This window comes from Bradyrhizobium sp. SZCCHNRI1029 (assembly GCF_032487555.1).
GTDB lineage: Bacteria > Pseudomonadota > Alphaproteobacteria > Rhizobiales > Xanthobacteraceae > Bradyrhizobium.
Genome location: NZ_JAUEUK010000003.1, coordinates 119,028 through 142,249, shown reverse-complemented (window position 1 = coordinate 142,249; position 23,222 = coordinate 119,028). Strand labels below are relative to the sequence as shown.

The 23,222-nt window shown below is 65.4% G+C and carries 19 protein-coding genes; 9 read left to right on the top strand and 10 right to left on the bottom strand.

All coding sequences use genetic code 11. From position 1 onward, the window contains the following. Nucleotides 1–148 precede the first annotated feature (148 nt). On the top strand, nucleotides 149–2,893 hold the full coding sequence (gene gyrA, locus QW861_RS09770; protein WP_316192966.1) for a DNA gyrase subunit A: 2,745 nt from the start codon (nucleotides 149–151) through the stop codon (nucleotides 2,891–2,893). A 34-nt stretch (nucleotides 2,894–2,927) separates the two neighbouring features. On the opposite strand, the gene QW861_RS09765 is transcribed toward gyrA, so the two are convergent. Next, nucleotides 2,928–3,185 carry a hypothetical protein gene (locus QW861_RS09765; protein ID WP_315827549.1) on the bottom strand — a complete coding sequence of 86 codons (258 nt, stop codon included), beginning with the start codon at nucleotides 3,183–3,185 and terminating at the stop codon, nucleotides 2,928–2,930. Between the two features lie 293 nt (nucleotides 3,186–3,478). Between QW861_RS09765 and coaD the strand changes: the two genes are divergently transcribed. The 4 genes from coaD (at nucleotide 3,479) to queA (ending at nucleotide 6,598) form a co-directional block, all read left to right on the top strand. Next, a complete protein-coding gene (coaD, locus tag QW861_RS09760; protein WP_315827550.1) occupies nucleotides 3,479–3,973 on the top strand; it encodes a pantetheine-phosphate adenylyltransferase in 495 nt (164 codons plus the stop codon). Between the two features lie 68 nt (nucleotides 3,974–4,041). Further along, on the top strand, nucleotides 4,042–4,605 hold the full coding sequence (locus QW861_RS09755; RefSeq protein ID WP_315711771.1) for a peptidylprolyl isomerase: 564 nt from the start codon (nucleotides 4,042–4,044) through the stop codon (nucleotides 4,603–4,605). 294 nt (nucleotides 4,606–4,899) lie between these two features. Then, complete coding sequence (locus QW861_RS09750) at nucleotides 4,900–5,364, top strand: peptidylprolyl isomerase (protein WP_315799860.1); 465 nt, start codon at nucleotides 4,900–4,902, stop codon at nucleotides 5,362–5,364. 139 nt (nucleotides 5,365–5,503) lie between these two features. Next, nucleotides 5,504–6,598: a tRNA preQ1(34) S-adenosylmethionine ribosyltransferase-isomerase QueA gene (gene queA, locus QW861_RS09745; RefSeq protein ID WP_315751039.1), complete on the top strand. Its 1,095-nt coding sequence runs from the start codon at nucleotides 5,504–5,506 to the stop codon at nucleotides 6,596–6,598. A gap of 39 nt (nucleotides 6,599–6,637) precedes the next feature. Here queA and QW861_RS09740 read toward each other — a convergent pair whose 3' ends face one another. Beyond that, on the bottom strand, nucleotides 6,638–7,663 hold the full coding sequence (locus QW861_RS09740; protein ID WP_316192965.1) for an aspartate-semialdehyde dehydrogenase: 1,026 nt from the start codon (nucleotides 7,661–7,663) through the stop codon (nucleotides 6,638–6,640). A 272-nt stretch (nucleotides 7,664–7,935) separates the two neighbouring features. On the opposite strand from QW861_RS09740, the gene tgt reads away from it, so the two are divergent. Beyond that, the gene (tgt, locus tag QW861_RS09735; RefSeq protein WP_315751041.1) at nucleotides 7,936–9,090 is read left to right on the top strand and encodes a tRNA guanosine(34) transglycosylase Tgt; all 1,155 of its coding nucleotides are present in this window, start codon (nucleotides 7,936–7,938) and stop codon (nucleotides 9,088–9,090) included. Nucleotides 9,091–9,273: 183 nt separating this feature from the next. On the opposite strand, the gene QW861_RS09730 is transcribed toward tgt, so the two are convergent. Continuing rightward, nucleotides 9,274–9,492: a hypothetical protein gene (locus QW861_RS09730; RefSeq protein ID WP_315751042.1), complete on the bottom strand. Its 219-nt coding sequence runs from the start codon at nucleotides 9,490–9,492 to the stop codon at nucleotides 9,274–9,276. Nucleotides 9,493–9,979: 487 nt separating this feature from the next. Here QW861_RS09730 and cysK point away from each other — a divergent pair, with 487 nt between their 5' ends. Continuing rightward, nucleotides 9,980–10,942 carry a cysteine synthase A gene (gene cysK / locus QW861_RS09725; RefSeq protein WP_315751043.1) on the top strand — a complete coding sequence of 321 codons (963 nt, stop codon included), beginning with the start codon at nucleotides 9,980–9,982 and terminating at the stop codon, nucleotides 10,940–10,942. 2 nt (nucleotides 10,943–10,944) lie between these two features. Further along, nucleotides 10,945–11,184, top strand: a complete 240-nt coding sequence (locus QW861_RS09720; RefSeq protein WP_315711784.1) for a BrnA antitoxin family protein — start codon at nucleotides 10,945–10,947, stop codon at nucleotides 11,182–11,184. Nucleotides 11,185–11,259: 75 nt separating this feature from the next. Here QW861_RS09720 and QW861_RS09715 read toward each other — a convergent pair whose 3' ends face one another. Further along, on the bottom strand, nucleotides 11,260–12,720 hold the full coding sequence (locus tag QW861_RS09715; RefSeq protein WP_315711785.1) for a caspase family protein: 1,461 nt from the start codon (nucleotides 12,718–12,720) through the stop codon (nucleotides 11,260–11,262). 198 nt (nucleotides 12,721–12,918) lie between these two features. Further along, nucleotides 12,919–13,809, bottom strand: a complete 891-nt coding sequence (locus QW861_RS09710) for a DMT family transporter (RefSeq protein WP_315751044.1) — start codon at nucleotides 13,807–13,809, stop codon at nucleotides 12,919–12,921. Between the two features lie 211 nt (nucleotides 13,810–14,020). On the opposite strand from QW861_RS09710, the gene QW861_RS09705 reads away from it, so the two are divergent. Beyond that, on the top strand, nucleotides 14,021–14,251 hold the full coding sequence (locus tag QW861_RS09705) for a hypothetical protein (protein ID WP_315711788.1): 231 nt from the start codon (nucleotides 14,021–14,023) through the stop codon (nucleotides 14,249–14,251). 6 nt (nucleotides 14,252–14,257) lie between these two features. Here the strand turns inward: QW861_RS09705 and QW861_RS09700 are convergent, their stop codons facing one another. The 5 genes from QW861_RS09700 to QW861_RS09680 form a co-directional block, all read right to left on the bottom strand. Beyond that, the gene (locus tag QW861_RS09700; RefSeq protein WP_409977878.1) at nucleotides 14,258–14,725 is read right to left on the bottom strand and encodes a hypothetical protein; all 468 of its coding nucleotides are present in this window, start codon (nucleotides 14,723–14,725) and stop codon (nucleotides 14,258–14,260) included. Between the two features lie 22 nt (nucleotides 14,726–14,747). Continuing rightward, complete coding sequence (locus tag QW861_RS09695; RefSeq protein ID WP_315751045.1) at nucleotides 14,748–15,098, bottom strand: hypothetical protein; 351 nt, start codon at nucleotides 15,096–15,098, stop codon at nucleotides 14,748–14,750. Between the two features lie 298 nt (nucleotides 15,099–15,396). Further along, nucleotides 15,397–15,990 (bottom strand): formyltransferase family protein, encoded by a 594-nt coding sequence (locus QW861_RS09690; RefSeq protein ID WP_315711792.1) that lies wholly within the window; start codon nucleotides 15,988–15,990, stop codon nucleotides 15,397–15,399. A 700-nt stretch (nucleotides 15,991–16,690) separates the two neighbouring features. After that, on the bottom strand, nucleotides 16,691–20,917 hold the full coding sequence (locus tag QW861_RS09685; RefSeq protein ID WP_316192964.1) for a sulfotransferase: 4,227 nt from the start codon (nucleotides 20,915–20,917) through the stop codon (nucleotides 16,691–16,693). 228 nt (nucleotides 20,918–21,145) lie between these two features. After that, entirely contained in the window at nucleotides 21,146–22,960 is a 1,815-nt protein-coding gene (locus QW861_RS09680; protein ID WP_315827555.1) for a hypothetical protein, read from the bottom strand. Between the last annotated feature and the right edge of the window lie 262 nt (nucleotides 22,961–23,222).

Sequence of the window (23,222 nt, the reverse complement as noted above, 5' to 3'; positions counted from 1 at the left end):
CCATGGGCGGCCGCGGCAACCGGTTAAGTGACTGGAAAGGCGAGCAGAAAAAGCGCTCTTCGGATCGCCTTGGGGGTGGCCTGCGGCACGCTCCTGCGCTATATGATTCTAAGCGATTTTCGCGTGTCAAAACCGACCGGTATCCCCTTTGTCCGATAAAGAAGATGAGAAGCCCGGCGAGCCGGGCGGACCTTCCGACATTCGTCCCGTCTCCATCCTCGATGAGATGAAGCGCTCCTACCTCGATTACGCGATGAGCGTGATCGTGTCGCGAGCGCTGCCCGATGCGCGCGACGGCCTGAAGCCGGTGCATCGGCGCATCCTCTATTCGATGTACGAGCAGGGGCACACGCCCGACAAGAAATACGTCAAGTCCGCGCGCGTGGTCGGTGACGTCATCGGTAAATACCATCCGCATGGCGACCAGTCGATCTACGACGCCATGGTGCGCATGGCGCAGGACTTCTCGATGCGCGTGCCGCTGATCGACGGCCAGGGCAATTTCGGCTCCGTCGACGGCGATCCGCCGGCCGCCTACCGATACACCGAAGCGAAGCTCGCGAAGTCGGCGATCCCGCTGCTCGACGACATCGACAAGGATACCGTCGACTTCCAGCCGAACTACGACAATTCGGACAAGGAACCGTCGGTTCTTCCGGCCAAATATCCGAATCTGCTGGTCAATGGCGCCGGCGGCATCGCGGTCGGCATGGCCACCAACATCCCGCCGCACAATCTCGGCGAGGTGATCGATGCCTGCATCGCGCTGATCGACAATCCCACGCTCACGATCGACGAACTCATCAACATCATTCCGGGCCCGGATTTCCCGACCGGGGGCATCATTCTTGGACGCGCCGGCGTCCGCTCGGCCTATCATCTGGGCCGCGGCTCGATCATGATGCGCGGCAAGGTGACGATCGACACGATCCGCAAGGATCGCGAGGCGATCATCATCTCCGAGATTCCCTACCAGGTGAACAAGGCCACGATGGTCGAGCGCATCGCCGAATTGGTGCGCGAGAAGAAGGTCGAAGGCGTTGCCGACCTGCGCGACGAGAGCGATCGCGACGGCTACCGGGTCGTCGTCGAGCTGAAGCGCGACGCCGTGCCGGACGTCGTGCTCAACCAGCTCTACAAGTTCACGCCGCTGCAGACGAGCTTCGCCGCCAACATGCTGGCGCTCGACGGCGGCCGCCCGCAGACGATGACGTTGAAGGACCTGCTGACGATCTTCGTCGCGTTCCGCGAGCGTGTCGTCACGCGCAGGACGAAGTTCCTGCTCAACAAGGCGCGCGACCGCGCCCACATCCTGGTCGGTCTCGCCGTGGCCGTGGCCAATATCGACGAGGTCATCCGGGTCATCAGGACCTCGCCCGATCCTGCGTCCGCGCGCGAGGCGTTGATGTCGCGCGACTGGCCGGCGCGCGACGTCGAGGCCATCATCACGCTGATCGACGATCCGCGTCATCGCCTCGCCGAGGACGGCACCATCCGGCTGTCGTTCGAGCAGGCCAAGGCGATTCTCGACCTGCGTCTGCAGCGCCTGACCGCGCTCGGCCGTGAAGAGATTTCCGATGAGCTCGACAAGCTCAAGGTCGAGATCAACGACTATCTCGACATCCTGCGCTCGCGGGCGCGGGTGCAGGGGATCATCAAGGACGAGCTCGCCGCGATCAAGGCGGAGTTCGGCACGCCGCGCCGCACCGTGATCGCCGAGCAGGAAGGCGAGGTCGAGGACGAGGACCTGATCCAGCGCGAGGACATGGTCGTGACCGTGTCGCATGCCGGCTACACCAAGCGCGTGCCGCTGTCGGCCTATCGGGCGCAGCGCCGCGGCGGCAAGGGCCGCTCGGGCATGCAGACGCGCGAGGAGGATTTCGTCAGCCGGCTGTTCGTGGCCTCCACGCACACGCCGGTGCTGTTCTTCTCGTCGCGCGGCCAGGTCTACAAGGAGAAGGTCTGGCGGCTGCCGATCGCGGCGCCCAACGGGCGCGGCAAGGCGCTGATCAACATCCTGCCGCTGGAGCAGGGCGAGCGCATCACCACGATCATGCCGCTGCCGGAGGATGAATCCTCCTGGGCCAATCTCGACGTGATGTTCGCCACCACCGGCGGCAACGTCCGCCGCAACAAGCTGTCGGATTTCGTCGACGTGCGCCGCTCCGGCATCATCGCGATGAAGCTCGACGAGGGCGAGGAGATCGTCAACGTGCAGATCTGCACCGAGCGTGACGACGTGCTGCTCACGGCGTCGGGCGGGCAGTGCATCCGATTCCCCGTCACCGACGTGCGCGTCTTCACCGGGCGGACCTCGATGGGCGTGCGCGGCATCGCGCTCGCCGGCGGCGACAAGGTGATTTCGCTGTCGATCCTGCGCCATGTCGAAACGACCTCGGACGAGCGTACCGCGTACTTGAAGATGCGCCGGGCGATGTCGGGCGATGCTGCCACCGAGGAGCCGGTCGAGACCGAGGGCGAGGAGGCGGCCGCTGGCGCGATCCAGCTGTCGCAGGAACGCTATGTCGAGATGTCGGCGCAGGAGCAGGTGGTGCTGACCGTCTCGGTCAACGGCTACGGCAAGCGCACCTCGTCCTACGAGTACCGCACCACCGGCCGCGGCGGCAAAGGCATCGTCGCGATGTCCGTCAACAACCGCAACGGCAAGCTCGTCGCCTCATTCCCGGTCGAGGATGGCGATCAGATCATGCTGGTGACGGACAAGGGGCAGTTGATCCGTTGCCCCGTCGACGGCATCCGCATCGCGGGACGCTCGACCCAGGGCGTCATCGTGTTCGACACCGCCGATGATGAGCATGTCGTGTCGGTGGAGCATATCGGCGAGGAGGCCGAGAACGGCAACGGGGCCAGCGAGCAGGCAAATGGCGAGTGAAGGCGCGACCGACGAATAGTGAGCAGCTATTCGCTTACTCCGTCCGCTCGACGGAGACCATCCTGGCCTCGCGGACCGTTCCTCTGGTTCCGGCGCTGCGCAGGCAGCCCGCTTCGAAGTTCGGCCAGGCCTGCTGTGAGCAGTCGCGGCCGATCGGTCGAATGTCCAGGCGGTCCGCCTTGGCGAGCGGACGCGGCACGCTGGCTTCGACCTGAGGAGCGAAGCCGGGCAGGAGGGTGATGCCGGCAGCCACCAAGCCGGCCGCTGCGACTGCAGATAGCGCTTTGATCATGACGGTCCCCTGTCTGGGCCGTTCGGCCCGTTGTTCGTTAAGGATTTGATAATCAGTTCGGGTTTCGAGACGTCTTCGCGGAACGGGCGAATTGGTTTCGTCTCGGCGCGAGCGTGTTTCGTGTCCCGAGTTCCGATGAAACAATCGCGGTAGCCGACCACAGTTCCGGCTCCCCGGTGTCGCAACCCATTTCATTGCGGTGCGGCCTCTCGGCCGCTCTTTGCCCATCACAGCCACGCCAGCGGGCCTGACGGCGGCTTGCCGGCCTGTTCCGGGCGGTATAGGACGGGCGCATGCAACGCATTGCGCTCTATCCGGGCTCGTTCGATCCCGTCACCAACGGCCATCTCGATGTGGTCCGGCAGGCCGTTCATCTCTGCGATCGCCTGATCGTCGCGGTCGGCGTGCATCACGGCAAGAAGCCGCTGTTCTCGACCGAGGAGCGGCTGGCGATGGCGCACGAGATCTTCGGTCCCGTCGCAGCCGCGGCGGGCTGCGGCTTCGAGGCTTCGACCTACGACAATCTGACCGTCACCGCCGCGCAAAAGGCCGGTGCGATCATGATGATCCGGGGCCTGCGCGACGGTACCGATTTCGACTACGAGATGCAGTTGGCCGGCATGAACCAGACCATGGCACCGCAGGTCCAGACGGTGTTCGTTCCAGCCTCGGTGGGTGTCCGTCCGATCGCGGCCACGCTGGTTCGCCAGATCGCCGCCATGGGCGGCGAGATCTCGCATTTCGTGCCTCCGTCGGTGGCCGAAAGTCTCAAGGCCAAGTTCAAGTGATCCTTCGGGCACCGGCCGCTTCCGGCGGTGCCTTCCTCTCCTCATCGTCTCATGTCATCGGAGTTGCCATGATCCGCGCTCTCGCCTTCGTCTTTGCTCTCGTGTTCGCATTGCCGGCGCTGGCCCAGTCGCTGCCTGCCGGCCTCGACAAGCAGAATGCCCTGGTCATCGACACCACCAAGGGCCGCATCATCATCAAGCTGCGCACCGATCTGGCGCCACAGCATGCCGAGCGACTGAAGACGCTGGCGCGCGAGGGCTTCTACAACAACGTGCCGTTCCACCGCGTCATGGACGGCTTCATGGCGCAGACCGGCGACGGCCAGAACTTCAATGGCACCGGCGGCTCGAAGTACCCGAACCTGAAGCAGGAGTTTTCGAGCACGCCGTTCAAGCGCGGCACCGTCGGCATGGCGCGTCGGGGCGATAGCGTCGATTCTGCCAACTCGCAGTTCTTCATCTGCTTCGGCGATGCGTCCTTCCTCAACGGCCAATACACCGTGATCGGCGAGGTCGTGCAGGGCATGGACGTCGTCGACAAGCTCAAGAAGGCGCCTCCGGGCTCGTCGGGCGGTGCCGTCACCGATCCGGACAAGATGGTGAAGGTTCAGGTCGCCTCGGACATCAAGTAGGCAGGCAGAGCGGGGGCATGCCCGGGTCTCGCGCCCGGGTTCCCCCGAGCCTTAAGGAACCTTTTGCCACGTCGCGGAGGCATGCCGATTCTGCCGCCCCGTCACATCGACAGGGCCGGTGGCTTCAGCTTTAAGCGCATTGGGTCTATTCTGGGCCAGCATCGCGGGCCTCGTCGTGCTCGGATTGCCGTCAGGAGGGGTGACGGCCGCACATGGGAAGGCGCCGCGACATTTCAGACCCAGGATTTGCTTTGTCCTGACCCCCGTCAATTCTACAAAAACCGAGAGACCAGAATGGCTGTGACCGAAAATACCTTGATCCTCGAGACCACTCAGGGCCCCGTCACGATCGAGATGCGTCCCGATCTCGCGCCCGGCCATGTCGCGCGCATCAAGGAGCTCGTCCGCGAGGGCTTCTACGACGGCATCGTCTTCCACCGCGTCATCGACGGCTTCATGGCGCAGACCGGCTGCCCGCAGGGCACTGGCACCGGCGGCTCCGGCAAGAAGCTGAAGGCCGAGTTCAACGCCGAGCCGCATGTTCGTGGCACCGCCTCGATGGCGCGTGCGGCCAATCCTGATTCTGGCGACAGCCAGTTCTTCATCTGCTTCGACGACGCCCGCTTCCTGGACAAGCAGTACACGGTCTGGGGCAAGGTCACCGAGGGCATGGAGAACGTCGACAAGATCAAGCGCGGCGAGCCGGTGCAGAACCCGGACAAGATCGTGAAGGCCTACATGGCCGCCGACGCGGCTTAGACTTTGCGATCCTCACGGTGAGGCGCGTGCGCAGCACGCGTCTCGCACCATGAGGCAGACAGTCGGGCCTTCATCCTTCGCGACGCGTGCTGTCGCACGCGTCCCGGGATGAAGGGCCGATGGTCGTCCCAGAACGACGATGCGCACCGACCTGTTCGATTTCCGTCTTCCCCCCGAAAACATCGCGCTCCGCCCGGCGAGCCCGCGCGAGTCCGCGCGCATGCTGGTGGTGCAAGGCGACGGTGTCCTACGCGACCGCACGGTCGCCGACCTGCCGGACTGGCTGGAGCCCGGTGATCAGCTCGTCGTCAACGACACCAAGGTGATCGCGGCGCAGCTGTCCGGTCGGCGCATCAGCCGCGAGACCGAGGCGAAGATCGAGGCGACCCTGATCAAGCGCCTCGACGGCTCGCGCTGGCAGGCGCTGGTGCGGCCCGCCAAGAAGCTCGCGCCAGGCGATACGATCCGGTTCGGCAACGAGGGCAAGGTCTGCCTGCTCGGCCATCTCGACGCCACCGTCGAGGCCAAGGGCGAGGAGGGCGAGCTGACGCTGTCCTTTGTGTTCCATGGGCCAGCGCTCGACCAAGCGATCGCCGATCTCGGCCGGCCGCCGCTGCCGCCCTACATCGCCGGCAAGCGGCCCGCAGACGAGCAGGACGCGACAGACTATCAGACCATGTTCGCGGCCAAAGAGGGCGCGGTGGCTGCGCCGACGGCTGGGCTGCATTTCACGCCGACGCTGGAGCAGCGGCTGCGCGAGCGTGGCGTCGGGCTGCAGCGTGTCACCCTGCATGTCGGCGCCGGCACGTTCCTGCCCGTGAAGGTCGATGACACCGAAGGCCACCGCATGCATGCGGAGTGGGGTAGTCTCACGCCGGACACGGCGGCCGCATTGAACGAGGCGCGCGCCAAGGGCGGCCGCATCGTCGCGGTCGGCACGACGTCGCTGCGGCTCGTGGAGAGCGCGGCGCAGCCCGACGGCACGATCGCGCCGTTCGAGGCGGAGACGTCGATCTTCATTACGCCCGGCTATCGCTTCCGCGCGGTCGATATCCTGATGACCAACTTCCATCTGCCGCGCTCGACGCTGTTCATGCTGGTCTCAGCCTTCGCCGGCTTGGAGACGATGCACGCGGCCTATGCGCATGCGATCCGCAGCGGCTATCGCTTCTATTCGTATGGCGATGCGTGCCTGTTGTTTCGTCAGCCAGACGAGCGCATCGTCGAGCCGTAGGGTGGGCAAAAGGCCCACCCTGCAAGTTCGCCCTGAGAGCTACGCCATCGCCCGCTCGGGCAGGAGCTCGGCGATCTGCACCGCATTGAGCGCAGCGCCCTTGAGCAGCTGATCGGCGGCAACGAACATCGCGATCGAGTGGCCTGACGGATCGGACAGATCCTTGCGGATGCGACCGACCAGCACGTCGTCCTGGCCGGAGGCGTCGACGGGCATCGGGAAGTAGTTCTTGGCGCGGTCGTCGACCACGCGCACGCCGGGCGCGGTCGCCAGGATGCGGCGGACGTCGTCCTCCGAGATCGGCTTCTCGCATTCGAAGTTGATGGATTCACAATGGGCGCGCAGCACCGGCACGCGGACGCAGGTGACGCCGATGGCGATGCCTTCGTCCTCAAAGATCTTGCGGGTCTCGTTGATGACCTTGGTTTCCTCGTCGTTGTAGCCGGTCTCGGGATCGATGGCGGTGTTGTGGCTGAACAGGTTGAAGGCGAACGGATGCGGCATCACCTTGGGCGCGTAGACCTGGCCGTTGAGGCTCGCGCGGGTCGACTGCACCAGCTCGTCCATCGCCGCCGCACCGGCGCCGCTGGCGGCCTGATAGGTCGAGATGATCACGCGCTTGATGCGATTCTTCTGATGGATCGGCCACAGCGGCACCAGCGCCGTGATGGCCGCGCAGTTTGGATTGGCGATGATGCCCTTGTGGTCGCGGATTCGGCGGGCGTTGATCTCCGGGATCACCAGCGGCACGTTCGGATCCATGCGGAAGGCCGAGGAATTGTCCACCACGACGGCGCCGGAGCGCACGGCGATCGGCGCGAACTTCTTGGAAATGCCGCCGCCGGCCGAGAACAGCGCGATGTCGACGCCCTCGAAGGAGCGTTCGGTCAGCTCCTCGATCACGGTGGTCTGGCCGCGGAAGGTCAGGGTCTGGCCGGCCGAGCGGGCGCTCGCCAGCGCCTTGAGCTGGCCGACGCGGACGTTGCGGCGGTCCAGGGTGGCGATGAATTCGGCGCCAACGGCGCCGGTCACGCCGACGATGGCAATGGTGGGATCGTGGGACACGTCTCAAGTCTCCGGTTGAAATTCGGGCAATAAAAAAGCCCCGGACCTTCATCAGGCGGGGCTTCGGTTCGAAGATGGTCGCAATCGAGTTCGACTACGCGCGCACGCCTCCCGAGGCCCTCGTGGGCTTGGTGGTTTTCGTCGTGCGTTTGGTCGAGATCGACATGGCGCGGGACCATAGGGGCGGTCGGAACCGCCGTCAACGGCCGAAATGGACGAAAACGGCGCCATCGCGGTTGAATCGGGGGCCATCCTGACGCAATAAGCCGGCCATGAGCTCCTCGGCCAGCGACCTTCCCAACCATTTCGAACTGCTCGGCAATGACGGCGCGGCCCGCACCGGCCGGCTGACGACGCCGCATGGCGTGGTCCGCACCCCGGCCTTCATGCCGGTCGGCACCGCCGGCGCCATGAAGGGCATCCACTGGCGCGACGTCCGCGAGGCCGGCGCCGACATCGTGCTCGGCAACACCTATCACCTGATGCTGCGGCCCACGGCGGAGCGCATCGCCGCGCTCGGCGGCCTGCAGCGCTTCACCGGCTGGGGCGGGCCGATGCTGACCGATTCCGGCGGCTTCCAGGTGATGTCGCTGTCGGGTTTACGCAAGGTGACCGAGCAGGCGGTGACGTTCCGCTCGCACATCGACGGCGCGAAAATCGAGCTGTCACCGGAGCGCGCCATCGAGGTGCAGCGCCTGCTCAACTCCGACGTCGCGATGCAGCTCGACGAATGCGTGCGGCTGCCGGCCGAGCGCGACGATATCGAGCGCGCGATGCGGCTGTCGCTGCGCTGGGCCGAACGCTGCCGCCGCGCGTTCGAGAGTGCGCCGGCAGGCTACATGCTGTTCGGCATCGTGCAGGGCGGCGATGTGCCCGCACTGCGCGTCGCCAGCGCGCAGGCGCTGGTCGACATCGGCTTCCATGGCTATGCGATCGGCGGCCTGGCCGTCGGCGAGCCGCAGGCGGTCATGCTCGAGATGATCGAGGCGACCGCGCCGGTGCTGCCGGCCGACCGTCCGCGCTACCTGATGGGCGTCGGCACGCCTGACGATCTCCTGGAGTCGGTCCGGCGCGGCATCGACATGTTCGACTGCGTGCTGCCGACCCGCAACGGCCGCCACGGCGTCGCCTACACACGCTTCGGGCCGGTGAACCTGCGCAATGCGCGTCATGCCGATGATGACAGGCCGCTGGATGAGGAGAGCCCGTGGCCGGCGGCGCGCAGCTATGCCCGCGCCTATCTGCATCATCTGATCAAGGCCGGCGAGGCGCTCGGCGCCACGCTGCTGTCGGAAATCAACATTGCCTACTTCCAGCAATTGATGGCCGGGATGCGCGCGGCGATCGCACAAGGGCGCTTCACGGAATTCTACGAGCGCACCAAGGCCGATTGGGCGGGCGGCGACATCGCCCCGCGCGCCGGCTGACGGCCGCTTCAGGTGAAGGCCGCCAGCTCGTTGTGAGCCCGGCCCTATGCGCCGGCCCTCTTGAAATTGTGCTGATCATGCATTGCCGACCTGCCCGACGGTCGCGTTATCCTTAGCGACGGAACGGCCGCGACATCACGTCGCGGAACTCTCTCGCCCTGGCGCCGTTCAGTTGCAGACCGTTCAGTTGCACACGAAGCGGCTTTTCACGGAGTGCTTGGTGACGAAGCCATAGCCGCAGGTGTCGCAGGTCCAGAGATAGCTGATCGCATTGTCAGCCAAATATGCCGACGCCTCCGCGGCAATCATGGAGTCGGAGCAGACCGGGCATGTCGGCAGATCGCAGCCGCGAGGATTCGGGCGTGCGGTTGCGGTCGACACGAGATCAGCGAGTGCTGACATATTGACCTCCTGGACGATCTCTTTGTTGGCGATCTCTGCTTGAACGACGTCAATTTCGAAAAGGGTCGATTTCGAACGAGTCGCGTTCGAACGGGTCTATTCCGACGAGTCCAACTTTCGCGGATATCAAGTCCGTCACACAAAGAGTTTGTTTGGGTGGTCTGTTCTTATGTCTATTCTACAACGGTGCTGTCGTTTGGCACGAACGCCCCGATTGTATCACTCCGAAGATGACATCTTGCTGATGTCCGCCCGGGTTGCAGTCGACCTGCACCGTGAATCTTCGTCCGGCTGAAATCAAGCATACACCGAGTTTATTGACCTTGTCGCAACACAAATGCGTTGGTTTTTCGCAATTTAGCCACGACTTGTTGTGCGCCGCGATCGTCCTAAGATCGCGCAAACGTGCTTGCGCAGCGCAACAGGCTCGCTGAAGATGGTCGGAATCGTTGTCGACGTCGCGCGGGGCGCGCAGAGGAGTGATTTCATGGAGTCGTCAGCACAGCGTCCCGGACGCGGGCGCGTATTTGATTCAATTGTCGACGCGTTCGGCAATACGCCGATTGTGCGGTTGCGAAAGCTGCCGGAGCAAAATGGCGTCAAGGCGACCATCCTCGCCAAGCTGGAATACTTCAATCCCGCCGCGAGCGTGAAGGATCGGATAGGCGTCGGCATGATCCTGGCGATGGAGCAGGCCGGCGTGATCAAGCCCGACACCGTGCTGATCGAGCCGACCTCGGGCAATACCGGCATCGCGCTGGCCTTCGTTGCTGCGGCGCGCGGCTACAAGCTGAAGCTGGTGATGCCGGAGTCGATGTCGGTGGAGCGGCGCAAGATGCTCGCGTTCCTCGGCGCCGAGATCGTGCTGACGCCGGCGTCGCAGGGCATGAAAGGCGCCATCGCCACCGCCGAGGAGCTGTTGCGGACGACGCCGAACTCGGTGATGCCGCAGCAGTTCAAGAACCTCGCAAACCCGGACATCCATCGCCGCACCACCGCCGAGGAGATCTGGAACGACACGGCGGGCAATATCGACGTGTTCGTCGCGGGCGTCGGCACCGGCGGCACCATCACCGGCGTGGGCCAGGTGCTGAAGTCGCGCAAGCCCGGCATCAAGGTGGTCGCGGTCGAGCCGGAGGAGAGCCCGGTGCTGTCGGGCGGCCAGCACTCGCCGCACAAGATCCAGGGCATCGGCGCCGGCTTCGTGCCCGACATTCTCGACCGGTCCGTGATCGACGAGATCGTCAAGATCAACAGCACCACCGCCATCGAGACCTCGCGCGCGCTGGCCCGCAACGAGGGCATTCCCGGCGGTATCTCCTCGGGCGCGGCGATTGCGGCCGCGATCGAGATCGGCAAGCGACCGGAAAGCGCGGGCAAGACGATCCTGGCGATCGTGCCCTCGTTCTCCGAACGTTATCTGTCCACCGCACTGTTCGAGGGGATCTGACCATGGCCGACCAGCCGCGGCGGCCCCGCACGCTCGCTGACGCCCGTACCGAGGCCGAGGCCGCGTTCAAGAAGGTGACCACCAAGCCGGTGGAGGCGCCGCCGAAGAAGGCGGCGGTTCCTGGCGTGCGCGAGCAGGTGACGTTGCGGATCGACCAGGACGTTCTCGAGCACTTTCAGTCCGAAGGGCCGGGCTGGCAGGACCGCATCAATGCGGCGCTGCGCAAGGCGGCAGGGCTCTGAGGGCCGGCTGCATTCTAACGAACAAGCCCGGAGCTCGTGCTCCGGGCTTTTTTTACGCGGGAAAGACGAAGACGTTTACCGGCGGAGCGCGCTGCCGAGCACACCGCCCATCATGCCACCGATGAAGGCGGCGCCGGCGGCGTTGCCCGCGTTGTCCTGCGGCGGCGGATTGCGATAGACCGGCGCACCCTGCGGCGGCGGGCCGCCGGCCGCGACGTTGCCCGCCGGCTTGGCGCGGCGCGGCCTGGCCTCATCGCCGACTGCGGCGGTCGCCGGCGCCGGCTGCGGCTCTGCCAGCAGCGCCTTGTGCTGCAGCTTGGTCAGGAATCCGGTCGACGGATAGCCTCGGGCCGCCTGCCAGCGCTTCATGACGCCGCGGGTCTGGTCGTCGAACACGCCCGTCATCTTGGTGTCGAAGCCAAGACCGGTCAGCCGCCGCTGCACGTCGCGGCGCTTGGTCTTGTCGAGGCCGATCTGATCCTCGCTGACCTGAGTGCCTTCCTCGGTGTAGGTGGCGGGATCGACGCCCTTGGCGACGTTGCGGGTGGCGGTGTTGATGGCCCCGCTCTCGATCGCGGCGATGCGCGCCATCGCCAGCGACTTGAACTGCCCGTTCGGGTAGGTCGAGAGATAGGCGTTGAGCTCTTCCGGCTTGTTGGAGTCCTTCACCGAGCGCCAGAATTCGAGCTCGGCTTCGCCTGCGGTCACGGTGGCCGTCGCGACGGCCGGCGTCGTGCCGGCCGTGGCGGCCGTTGCAGCGGGGGCAGCCGCCGGGTTGAGGTAGACCGCGCCGATCAGGTTGGTATGCCCCCAGGGCAATTGGCCCTTGCTGGTCTCCTCATTGACCTGGGCGCGCACGGCGGTCATGGCCTGCTGAATCTCGACGCCGGGCTGGGCGATGTGCGAGATCAGCGCGCGGGTGAACGGGCTGTTGGCGCCGGCCTCGCCGTCGAGGGCGGTCTGGCCCGGGCCGGTGGCGAACGCGATCAGCGTGCCCTCGCCGGACTTCATCTCGGCCAGACCGGTCTGCACCGACACGCTGCGGGTTGGCGAGTTCGACTTGATCTTGGCGGCGAACGGATTGTCGCGGCAGGCATCGAGGAACACCAGCTTGACCTTGGCGTCCCCCATCGTCTGGTCGAGCGTCACGTCGATATTGATGGCTGAGCCCAGCTTGACGTCCATTTCCGACTTCAGGTCGGCGTCGACCGGCAGCAGGTAGTTGGTGCCCGCAATGGCGATGCCGTGCCCGGCGTAATAGAACACCGCGATGTCGGCGCCCTGCGCCTTGCGACCGAAATCGAGCAGCTTCTCGGTCATCTTGTCGCGCGTGAGATTGGTGCCCTCGACGACGTCGAAGCCGACGTTGCGCAGGGTGGCCGCCATGGCCTTGGCGTCGACCGGCGGGTTCGGCAGTTGAGCCACGCTCTTATAGGCGCCGTTTCCGACGACGAAGGCGACGCGGCGGTCGGCCTTGGCGGCTTCAGCGGTCAGCACCATGCAGAGCAGGGACAGGGCGACGGTGAGATAGCGCATCAGGAGATCCCCCAACGATCAAGCGAAGCGTTCACTGCAGCATTTGTCGCGGATCGGCGCGAAAAGTCTTGTTCCCGGGCAAAAAATCACGCTTCCGCCACAAACCAGTTCGCGGGTGTTGCGCCCGATCCACGACGATCGCGTGTAGCGCGCCGGTTCCGTGATCCGGATCACGCCGCTTGAGGGCTCCCCGGCGCCTCAGGTCCCAGCCGAACTGCCCATCGGCACGGCCCGAGGCTGCGGCGGACGCAGGTTCAGCAGGTTTCCGGCGAGAATCAACGCAGCGCCGACCACGGTCAATCCGTCGAGACGCTCCGCATAGACCAGCCAGCCGACGGTGGCGGTCAGCGGAACGCGGAGAAAATCCATGGGCACCACGATGGTGGCGTCGGCGTAGAGCAGCGCCCGCGTCATGCAGAAATGCGAGAAGGTCCCACAGAAGGCGACGAGGAGGATCCAGCCCCAGGTCGCGGCCGAGGGCGGCGTCCAGAATACGAGCGAAGGGATGAGGCCGGCGATGGATTGCACCACCAGCATCCAGAAGATGATCGACACGGTGGGTTCGGTGCGCGTCAGCAGCTTGACCAGCGCGATCGAGATACCGAAGCCGACCGCGGCGGCCAGCGCGATGAGCTGTCCCGGATTGATCGCCCCGGTATCCGGGCGGACGATCACGACGACGCCGACGAGGCCGAGCCCGATCGCCGCCAGCTTGAACAGGGTGATGCGCTCGCCGAGGAAGGCCGCCGCCAGCAGCGCCGTCCAGATCGGCATCGTGAACTCGATTGCCACCACCTGGCCGATCGGGATCAAGGTGAGCGCGAAGAACCAGCCAAGCTGCGCGCCGTAATGGACGAGGTTGCGCGCCGCGTGCTGCTTGAGGCGCGAGGTGCGCAGCCTGGCAAAGCCGCCGCTAAATGCGATGACCGGCGACAGCATCACCAGGCCGATCAGGCAGCGCAGCTCCATCAGCTCGAACACGTTGAGCTCGCGCATGGCTTCGCGTCCGGCCACCGCCATCACCAGCATCAGGCTGAGCCAGCCCGTCATCCACAGTGCGGCGATCAGTTTCGAAGCGGGACGATTCATGAGGTGGCGGGGAGAGGGAGGAGGGCGGCGAAGGCGGGCTGTATCACCTCGCGTGCAGAGCAATGCAAATGAAATCAACGGTGCAGTGCACCAACGCCGCTGCAGGCTTTGCTCGCGACGGACGCGTGTCATCGAGAAAAACGTGGAGTGTGGCTGTGTTTCGTCCTAAAGCGACCGCCGCGATACAGCCCAAGGCAGCCAGAGACACGACATGACCGAACGCGCCGCTTCAGCCGACTTCGTGACCGCCTTTGCCACCGGCTGGCCGGAGCGGGAGCCTCATCTCATGGTGCTGTCGCTGACCACCCATAAAGGTGTGCAGGACTTCGCCATGACGCGGGAGCAGGCGCTGCTGGTCGCCAAGACCATCAAGCGCACCGCCGCGCAGCTTGCTCCGGCGCCCTCCGCAGGTGCAATCCCCGGCGCCAAGCGTGGCGGTTGATCGAGATCACCGCGACAGTGAAATGTTGGCTGCGCGGAACTGGCTGTCGGCCCGGATCGACACGGACTGCCTCTTGCCGCGGGTGGCGAGCGCGATGTTGGCGTTGAAGCCGGCGGTGGTCGCGAGCAGCTGGAAGTTGCCGCCGCCGCCACGGCCCTGCAGCACGCCATTGATGCCGCGGCTGGTCTCACTCCAGGTCCCCGAGATGGCCGAGCCCTCGGCGATCACCTCGGCCTGCAGCCCGAACTTGTAGGCATCGCTTGCGCAGGTCAGGACGAGCGTCATCCGCGGTCCCGAGACGCCGTAATTGGCCCGGCACCGGATACGCTCGGTTGAGCCGTCCTCAAGGGCAACCGTGCCGCTGCCGCCCCACGTTCCGGCCATGCCGGTGAAGGGGCCCGGATCGGCGTGTCCCGGCGAGGCGGTCATACCCGCTGTCAAAACGACGGCGGCGGCCGCGGCCCGCCGCACCATCTTCAGGAGCGTGTGCGCGCCGTTACAGGCGCGAAGCCTGCCAGCGGCCGCTACAGGGGATGCCGGCCGAGGCGCCGTTCCACTTGCCCGAGCCAGAATTGCCGTTGAGCTGCCCATTCGCATATGCGCCATTGATGGAGACCTTGACGAGGCCTTCGCGTCCAATCGAACCCGACACATTGGCGCCAGCCGCAGAAATCTTACCGTCTGCGACGATCAAGGTCGAGCTGGCCGTGGGCTCGCAGCTGCCACTGTTGGTGACGATCGTCACCTGCCACTGACCGTCATAGGGCGACTGGGCGAATGCGGGGGCGGCCGAGCTACCCACCAGGATCGACGCGGCGAAAGCCATTCCAATGCGGTCGAGACGCATGAATCGTTGTCCCTCAATGTCGTTTGATTGGTACCTTATTTGGAGGAATTGTGACGAAAATTTGCCGCAGCGCCGCAACGAATTTTTATCGAGCAATTTCAGTCCATTAACGATTAATGCGGAACCCGGCTTTGAGCCATTCGGGCGGCATTGTGCGCAAACTGCGCCTTCGCCCACCACATGAGCGGACGACCGCCCACATCCTTCCGCTGACCGCCCATGCTGCCGTTCGCAGGGCACCGCGAAGGCGCCAGCGGGGAGGATGTCCACAACTTATCGGGGCGATGCGATCAGATGTTCAGTGCGGGGTGAGGCTGGGCGCGTTGGTCGCGAACTGCTCGTCCTGCGGCTTGGCCGGAATCGTGCCGGTCGCCTTGGCCGATTCGACGACATCGCCGAGCAACTTGAGCCCGAGCGGTGCGAGAGCGCGCTCCCACAGCTCGCGCGCGGTCTCGCCCTTCTTGACGAAGCACCATTCCTGGGCGGCGATGGCGCCGGCATCCATGCGGTCGGCGAGGTGGTAGATGGTGCCGCCCGCGATCGGATCGCCCTCCTTGATGGTCCACTCCACTGCGGCGATGCCCCGGTGGCGCGGCAGCAGCGAGGGATGGTAGCCGATGCCGCCGAGCCGGGCGGCTGCGACGGCCTCGTGGGTGACGCGGGCGTGGCTATGTGCCGTGACGATCAGGTCCGTGTCGGGGGCGATCTCACCGGCGGGCACGACCTTCGGATTGGCCTGGACCACGACCTCGATCCCGGCTGCTCGCGCCGCGGCTGCGAGCCGGTCCTCGCCATCATGAACGACGACCCGCGCGATCTCGATTCCTCTCTCGCGCAGCATGTTCAGTGTGGCGACACCGAAATGGCGGGAGCCGACGAGAGTGATGCGCATGGTCAGGGATCTTCCACGGTTGGGGGCTGGATCCGGTCGGGCTCTGACCGGATGAAACGGGTCAAACCAAGCCTTGGCCTCCAGGTCAAGCGCCTGCTGGGCCGTCGTCACAGTCTGGCTTCGTCCGGCCGGTGGAGGCGCTGGGGGGATTCAAACGGGAAAGGAGAAAGCTGCTGCGAGCCAGAGTTGGGCGGGCGCTTCAACCTCGCCGAATGCCGTGGGGCGCCATCAAGGTGCAGGCCGAGATGACCGTGGCGGATGACACACCCTCGTTGGGACCGGCGTCAGCATCAGATGGACCGCGAGGCAGGACCGATACCCGAAACTCGCCGAAAGGTTGTGTCCGGACCGGTGCCGCATCGCGGCATGCCCGTCGACAGGCCTCAAACCCCTTAGGAGCGAACTATCAATTGAACTGATAAGGACGACCGAAGGTGCTATCCTGGTGGCTCATGGGTTCGATCTGGCCGGTCTGCGAACGCAATTCGCCTCAGCCAATGGCTGAGTGGATAGATAAACCTTTGATTGTGTAATTAGTTGTCGGTCTGCGTATTAAAACTGACGCTTCTGCATATGACGAAGATAATTTCTTAAAGGCCACGGAGCACAATGCTCCGGCCGCTCCGCCGCGCGGCCGGATAGCCGGGTGCCGCGCCTGTCACCAATCCCTGGGCAACAGCACCCGGTTATTTGCCGGCGGTCATGTGGATTCCGGCGGCGGAAGGTCGATGCCGAGGGCTTCGCAAAGCGGTCCGAGATGTTTCTCGTAGCGGCGCCAGCTTCCGATCGACCGGCGGTAGATCGGCTCGCGCACCTGCATCAGGCTCGCCGTGCGCACCATGCGCTCGGTGCGATGGAAGTCGAGGCAGGCATCCTCCCAGTCGAGGCCGCAATGATCGAGCACGCGGCGCGACACGCCCTCGAGGTCGTCGACCAGATCCTCGTATCGAACGTCCATCAGGACGCCGGGCGGCAGCACCTGGTGCCAGTGTTCCATCACGCCCTCATAGCCCCGGTAGTAGTGGCCGAGCTCGGTCAGGTCGTAAGCAAAGGGCTGTGAGCCGGTGAACAGCAGCGAGTAGCAGGAAACGCAATTGTCGAGCGGGTCGCGCCGCGTGTTGATGATCCTGGCGCGCGGGAACGCCGCATGGATCATCCCGACGAACAGGAAGTTCAGCGGCATCTTGTCGACGATGCGCTCGGCCTCGGGCGCCAGCGTCCGAACGCGGGCGGTGTACTCCTGACCGATCTTCGTCATCTCCTCGGGTGGCAGCAGCGTGATCAGATCGGGATACGCCGGAACGATCTTCTGGCGGTTGGCGCATTCGCCGACGAGATCCTTGAAGGTCTCGAGCTCGCCCGCGCCGAAGACCTTGGAATGGCTGGCCAGCACCTGCTCCATCAGGGTGGTTCCTGAGCGCGGCATGCCGACGATGAAGATCGGGGCCCAGGAGTCGTCGCCGTGCCCTGCAACCATGCGAAAGAACTCGGGCGTGAAGCGCGCCGCGACATTTTTCATCATCCCGAGCCGCTGCTCGGAGTCGTAGTCGAAGGTCTTGCGCTTGAGGGTGTTCGCCTTGTGCAGATGCGAGAATGCCTGGTCGTAGTCCTTCAGGTCGGACAACGCCTTGCCCATCGCGAAATGGGCTGCGATCTGCTTCTCCTGATCGAGCCGGTCGACGCGTTCGAGGAGCTGCCGCAGACCAGGAAGCCGGCTGTCGTCCGGCTTGAACTTCGACATGTTCGCGAGATTGAGATGGATCGGCGCGTCGTCCGGCGCCAGCTCCAAGGCATTCTGGAACGCCGCCGTCGCCTCGTCGAAGCGGCCGAGCGCCTGGTAGGCGACGCCGAGATTGTTGTAGGAGCCGAAGCGTTCCGGCTTGATCTTGATGGCCAGCAGGTTCTGCTCGATCGATTCCTCGAGCCGGTTGAGCTCAAGGAAGGCATTGCCGAGATTGCCATAGGCGTCGGCATAGTCGGGCCGGCTCGCGATCGCCCGCTTGTAGTGCTCGATGGCGCGCTCGCGATGGCCCTGGCGCAGCAGCACGTTGGCGATGTTGTTGTGGGTCTCGGCGTGTTCAGGACTGAAGTCGAGAACCTTGAGATAGTGCTTCGCCGCCTCGATGTCCTTGCCCGCCGTATAGAGCAGGTTGCCGAGCGCAAAATGCGCATCGAGGTGCTGCGGCTTGTTGTCGATCGCCCGCCGGAGCAGGGCCATCGCCTCGTCGATCAGCCCCTGGTTCTGGCGCACCATGGCGAAGGCATAGAGGATGCCGGCGTGGCTCGGCGCCAGCGCAAGTGCCGTCTCGTAGTGCTGGACGGCCGTCTCATAATGGCCGGCGGAGGCCTCGACGGCTCCGATGCTGCCATGGGCCTCGGCGGACTTGTCGTTCACCGCGACCGCGCGCCGGAAGAACTCCTTGGCCTCGTCGAGCCGGTTGGTGGTGGTGCAGACCATGCCGAGCCCGACCAGCGCGTCGAACTGGTTCGGCTGCCCCGCGAGGATCAGCTTGAAGATCGTCTCGGCATCCTTGAAGTCACCGCGGCCTTGCAGCTTCTTTGCCACGGCGGCGGCGCCTTCGGCCAGAGTCTGCAGCGATCCGGCCTGCTGCGAAGCGAAGGAAAGCGATGCTGTCGTCGGCGTCACCACGGGCGGAGCGACGTTCACCGGCTGGGGCGGCTTGGCGCCCGCGATCGCCTCGGCAATCGTCGGCCGCACGGCCTCGCTGCCGAGCGCATCGAGCAGCGGCTTGAGCCGGTCGCCATACATGCGCCAGCGGCCGACCGATCCGGAGAACAGCGGCTTACGGACCTGGACCAGGCTGGCGGTGTTCACCGGACGCTCGTTCTCGTGGAACGACAGGCAGGCGTCATCCCAATCGAGCCCGCAATGCGCAACGATCTTGCGGGCATGCGCATCGAAGTCGCGCACCATGTCCTCATACGTCACCTCCAGCATGACGCCCTCTGGCAGCACCGAGCGCCAATGGCTCATCAAGGCGTCGTAGGCCCGGTAGTAGCGGCCGAGCTCGGCCAGATCGTAGGCGAAGGGCTGCGGCTCGGCGAACAGTTGGGTGTAGCAGGACAGGCAGGTGTCGATCGGATTGCGCCGCACGTGAATGATCCGGGCATTCGGCAGCGCGAGATGGATCAGCCCGGCGAACAGGAAGTTCGACGGCATCTTGTCGACGATGCGCTTGGTGTCCGCCGGCAGGTCCGTGAACCGGTCGAGATAGGCGTGCGCGAGGGTCGTGATGTCGGCGTCGGACAGCTTGGCGAGCATCTCCGGATAGTCACCGCGGTCACGATCGGTGAACAGCCCCGCGGCGGCCGCGAAATAGTTGACCTCGCCGGCGCCATGCACGGCGGAATGGCTGGCGAGGAGCTGCTCGACCAGGCTGGTGCCGGACCGGGGCATGCCGATGACGAACACCGGCGCGTGCGATGGATCGCCATGGCCTGCGCGCGCCTGTAGCATGTCCCTGGAGAACACCGCGCGGATGCGCTCGATCTGGCGCAGCGTCTGGTTCTCGTCATAGTTGATGCGGCGGCGCTCGAGAGCGTTGCCGGCGTTGAGGTGCACCAGCGACCGTTCGCCGTCCTTGATGTCGGCATAAGCCCGCCCGAGGGTGAAGTGCAGGGCGATGCGCGCATCCTCGGTGAGTGTCTCCGATCTCGCGGCCAGATCCTGCAGAGGTGCCCAGCGCGCGTCGTCGACCGCGAACGGCTTGACCACGCCGTAATTGAGGTGCGTGCCGATACTGCGCGGGTTGACAGCCAGGGCCGATTCATACGCGAGCGCCGCCTCGTCGAGCCGCCCCAGGATCATCAGCACGCCAGCGAGATGGTTCATCGTCGTGGCATCGCGGGGATCGTGGGCGAGGGCGGTTCGATAACTCGCGACGGCGTCCTCGTAGCGCTGGATGTCGCGCAGCGCATCGCCGCGGTTGCGGTGGGCGACGGCATAGTCGGGGCGCCGGCGCACCGCCTCGTCGTAATGCGCGAGCGCCAGGTCGTGCTTGCCGCGCGATCGCAGCGCATTGGCGAGGTTGTTATGGGCCTCCGGGAAGTCCGGCCGCGCGGCGATGGCACGCTCGTAATGGAAGATGGCGGCAGGGCCGCTCTTCATCTCCAGGTGCAGATTGCCGAGATTGTAGTGCGCCTCTGCGAGCCGGGGGTTCAGGGCAAGGGCCTGCTGATAGGTGTGGATCGCGGCGTCGAGCTGACCGGTGGCCTGCTGACAGCCGCCGATGTTGAGCAGCACGACCGGCGCGTTGGGCTGGATCGCGAGCGCCCGCGAGTAGTGGACAATGGCTTCCGAGTGCCGCCCAAGCATGCGGCAGGCGTCGCCGAGGCTGGCGGCGGCTGCGGCGAAATCCGGCCGCGCGTCGAGTGCGGCCTCGTGATGCGCGAGCGCGCGCTCGTACTGGTCGAGGCGCTGCAAGGCAAAGCCGAGCGCCTGGTGTGCATCGGCGCTGCCCGCGTCCGCGGCCAGCAACAGCTCCAGATGCCGAACCGCGCCGGCAGGATCGCCGAGGCTGGTGAGCGCGCTGCCGAGCAGAAGCCTGGCCTCGGTCGAGGTCTCGTCGAGCGCGACGGCGCGCTGCAGATGCGCGCTCGCTTTGGCGAGGTCGCCGAGGCCTGCAAAGGACTTGCCGAGCGACAGGTGCAGATCCGCGGCGTCACCGGCTTCCTCTGCGGCCTGGTCGAGCAGGTCGCGTGCCTCATGTGTGTCGCCGAGCTGCAGGCGGACCATGGCGAGGCTACACAGGGTGCGGAAATGACGGGGCTGAAGCGAAAGAACCTTCCGGTAGGCCTGCTCGGCGATGCGCAAGGCTTGATCATTGAGCGCGGCCGCCGACGGCTGTCTGCCGTCGGACGCTGCGGGGACGAGGCGGGGACGGAAGGCGACGGCGAGCTCGTTCATGATGGCAACTTGCTGAATGTTCGACGAATGCCGTTGTCGAGGCGGATTGAAGCGAAACGGAGGCTTAGGCGAGGCCGATCGCAAACGGTCGGCTAGAACCCTTCGAGCAGCGGATGGAGCTTGTCCGGCCGCGTGCAGCGTCGATGGCCGGTGCTGCCACAACGCAACGAGCCGGCGTAGACCCAAGGGGGTCTGCGCCGGCCAATGTTGGTCAGGTTGCTGAAGGCGTCAGCCCCACATGTGGTGCATCGCGTGGTGGTGGGACATGTCCGGACCGCTCGAGGCCGCTGCCGCCGTTGCGGCCGTGGCCGCGGCTGCCGCCGTGTGGTGGCTGCTATGATGGCTGTGGTGGCCGCCGCAGTGATGCGTCGTGGTGGTGTTGTTGCCGCCGGTGGTTCCTCCGCCGGCCGTTCCACCGCCCGTCGTGCCGCCACCGGTCGTCCCACCACCCGTGGTGCCACCGCCCGCAGTGCCGCCTCCGGTGGTGCCACCACCGGTCGTGCCACCTCCGCCCATGCCGCCGCCGGGCGTGGTCGTGCTCGTAGGCGTTCCGCCCGTGCCGTTGGCGATGTTCGGATTGGCGCCCGCCGGCATGCCGGTGCCCTGGGCAATGCCATTGACCGCAGTCGCTGTCACGAAGCTCGTCGCTGAGGTCACGTAGGCCGATCCGCCGATCGCGATGTTGTTGCCAGCAATGTCTCCGGCATTGCCGATGTAGTTCGCGGCGGCAGCCTTCAACATCGCCTGATCGGTCGCCAGGGCTGCACCCGTGTCGCCGTTCATGATGCCCATCAATGCCTTGGTGGCCATGATGGTGTCAGACTGTAGAGCTCCGGCGGCGAGCTCGTCGTCGAACCGTCCCTTGAACACCGCCCCCTGCGCCGCATCGAACGCGGCGCCAAAGTTCTGGTAGTTCGTGATCTGGTCGATCAGGGCCTGTGACGCCGTACCTGTTCCATTTGCGACCGCAACCAACTTCGCACCCAGCGTATTGCCCTCGGCGAGGAACGACGCCCAGAAATTGGTCTGCGCCTGATTATCCTGGAACTTCGTGACGGTCCCGGTCAGGCCGCCGGGCATTTCGGAGAACCCGCCGATGTGACCAGGCGCGCCGGTGCCGCCCGCCGCTGCGTTGAGCGCCGCGTCGTTCTGAAACACGTCGATCATGTCGACGATGTTGTCGGCGGAGCCGCGCAGCGCCGTCGGATTGGCCATCGTCTCGGCGACATCGTATTTGTTCAGCTGAAGGTTTGCTTGGCTGAGCAGCGTCATCAGGTGAAGTGTCGTCGTTTGGGCCGCAACGGCGGTTTCACCGGCTTCAATCGCAGCGAGCTTCGCGGGGTCATTCAGGATCGCCTGAAGGCCCTGCGTCACGGCCGTAAAATCAGCCTGGATCTGGTTGATGTTGTTGGCGCTCATGCCGCCCAGCGAAAGGTCAGCGGCGGCATTGAACACCGTTCCGATGGCGGTCAGGTCGCCCGCGGCCGCTGCAGCGAGATTGGTGGCGCTGTCGTTGCCGGCGGGAAGGCTCTGGAACGCCACGTCCATGGCACCCGTGTTGGCCAGGAAGGGAACGTTGTTGAGCGCGGCCGAGAGATGCGCGTCACCCTGGATCTGCGCCAGGATCTGCATCTGCACGTTGTGGATGGTCTGGTCGGCCTCGGCGAGGGTCGCCGGGTTGGTCGTGTTGGGCGCGGCGTTGATCAGCGTCGTGATCTCGTTCGAGACCTGGGTGAGCACCGCGGTGTCGGTCGCGTTCAGCGTGAATGCCTTGCCGCCGATCGTGACATCTCCGGGATTGGCCAGCATCGCGTTGATGTCGTTCTGCACGGCATGCAGGTCTGTGGTGTAGCTGCCGAGGAACGGGTTGGAGTTGCCGCTGTTCTGGGGCGTCGAGAACAGACCGGTCGAGATGCGAACCGCGTCGTTGAACACGACGCCGGCCTGGACGAGGTCGGTCGACGGGTTGAGCGCAGAGGCGCGAACCAGCAGATTGGACGTGCCATTCGCCAGCGCCGTCGGGTTGAAGGTATTGGCTGCCATTGATCATCTCCCCAAGTTTCAACCCGGCGTCTGCTGCTTGGCGTATCGGCAGCACGCGGGCGTTGATCGGGCAGCGACGTCTCGTTCGCTCCTTCGCGGAACGGGCGAAATGTCGCAGCCTCAGAGCACCTGGGAATTATTTGCTCCAATGGGGCCAAAAGAAGCGCCGCGGAGTCCTCAAATATGATGTTGTTCGGGCAAATGGCTCCTGTCGCAGCCGGGTCACGGCGGCGGTCGGAAGCTTACTAACTCGTTGATTTCC

Bases quoted from the DNA above. Each gene is read 5' to 3' on its own strand.
- queA (WP_315751039.1), top strand. From the start codon at position 5,504: ATGCGCACCGACCTGTTCGATTTCCGTCTTCCCCCCGAAAACATCGCG.
- QW861_RS09690 (WP_315711792.1), bottom strand. From the start codon at position 15,990: ATGCGCATCACTCTCGTCGGCTCCCGCCATTTCGGTGTCGCCACACTG.
- QW861_RS09685 (WP_316192964.1), bottom strand. From the start codon at position 20,917: ATGAACGAGCTCGCCGTCGCCTTCCGTCCCCGCCTCGTCCCCGCAGCG.
- cysK (WP_315751043.1), top strand. From the start codon at position 9,980: ATGGAGTCGTCAGCACAGCGTCCCGGACGCGGGCGCGTATTTGATTCA.
- QW861_RS09750 (WP_315799860.1), top strand. From the start codon at position 4,900: ATGGCTGTGACCGAAAATACCTTGATCCTCGAGACCACTCAGGGCCCC.
- QW861_RS09755 (WP_315711771.1), top strand. From the start codon at position 4,042: ATGATCCGCGCTCTCGCCTTCGTCTTTGCTCTCGTGTTCGCATTGCCG.
- QW861_RS09705 (WP_315711788.1), top strand. From the start codon at position 14,021: ATGACCGAACGCGCCGCTTCAGCCGACTTCGTGACCGCCTTTGCCACC.
- tgt (WP_315751041.1), top strand. From the start codon at position 7,936: ATGAGCTCCTCGGCCAGCGACCTTCCCAACCATTTCGAACTGCTCGGC.
- QW861_RS09710 (WP_315751044.1), bottom strand. From the start codon at position 13,809: ATGAATCGTCCCGCTTCGAAACTGATCGCCGCACTGTGGATGACGGGC.
- QW861_RS09730 (WP_315751042.1), bottom strand. From the start codon at position 9,492: ATGTCAGCACTCGCTGATCTCGTGTCGACCGCAACCGCACGCCCGAAT.
- QW861_RS09765 (WP_315827549.1), bottom strand. From the start codon at position 3,185: ATGATCAAAGCGCTATCTGCAGTCGCAGCGGCCGGCTTGGTGGCTGCC.
- QW861_RS09715 (WP_315711785.1), bottom strand. From the start codon at position 12,720: ATGCGCTATCTCACCGTCGCCCTGTCCCTGCTCTGCATGGTGCTGACC.
- QW861_RS09700 (WP_409977878.1), bottom strand. From the start codon at position 14,725: ATGGTGCGGCGGGCCGCGGCCGCCGCCGTCGTTTTGACAGCGGGTATG.
- QW861_RS09680 (WP_315827555.1), bottom strand. From the start codon at position 22,960: ATGGCAGCCAATACCTTCAACCCGACGGCGCTGGCGAATGGCACGTCC.
- coaD (WP_315827550.1), top strand. From the start codon at position 3,479: ATGCAACGCATTGCGCTCTATCCGGGCTCGTTCGATCCCGTCACCAAC.
- QW861_RS09695 (WP_315751045.1), bottom strand. From the start codon at position 15,098: ATGCGTCTCGACCGCATTGGAATGGCTTTCGCCGCGTCGATCCTGGTG.
- QW861_RS09720 (WP_315711784.1), top strand. From the start codon at position 10,945: ATGGCCGACCAGCCGCGGCGGCCCCGCACGCTCGCTGACGCCCGTACC.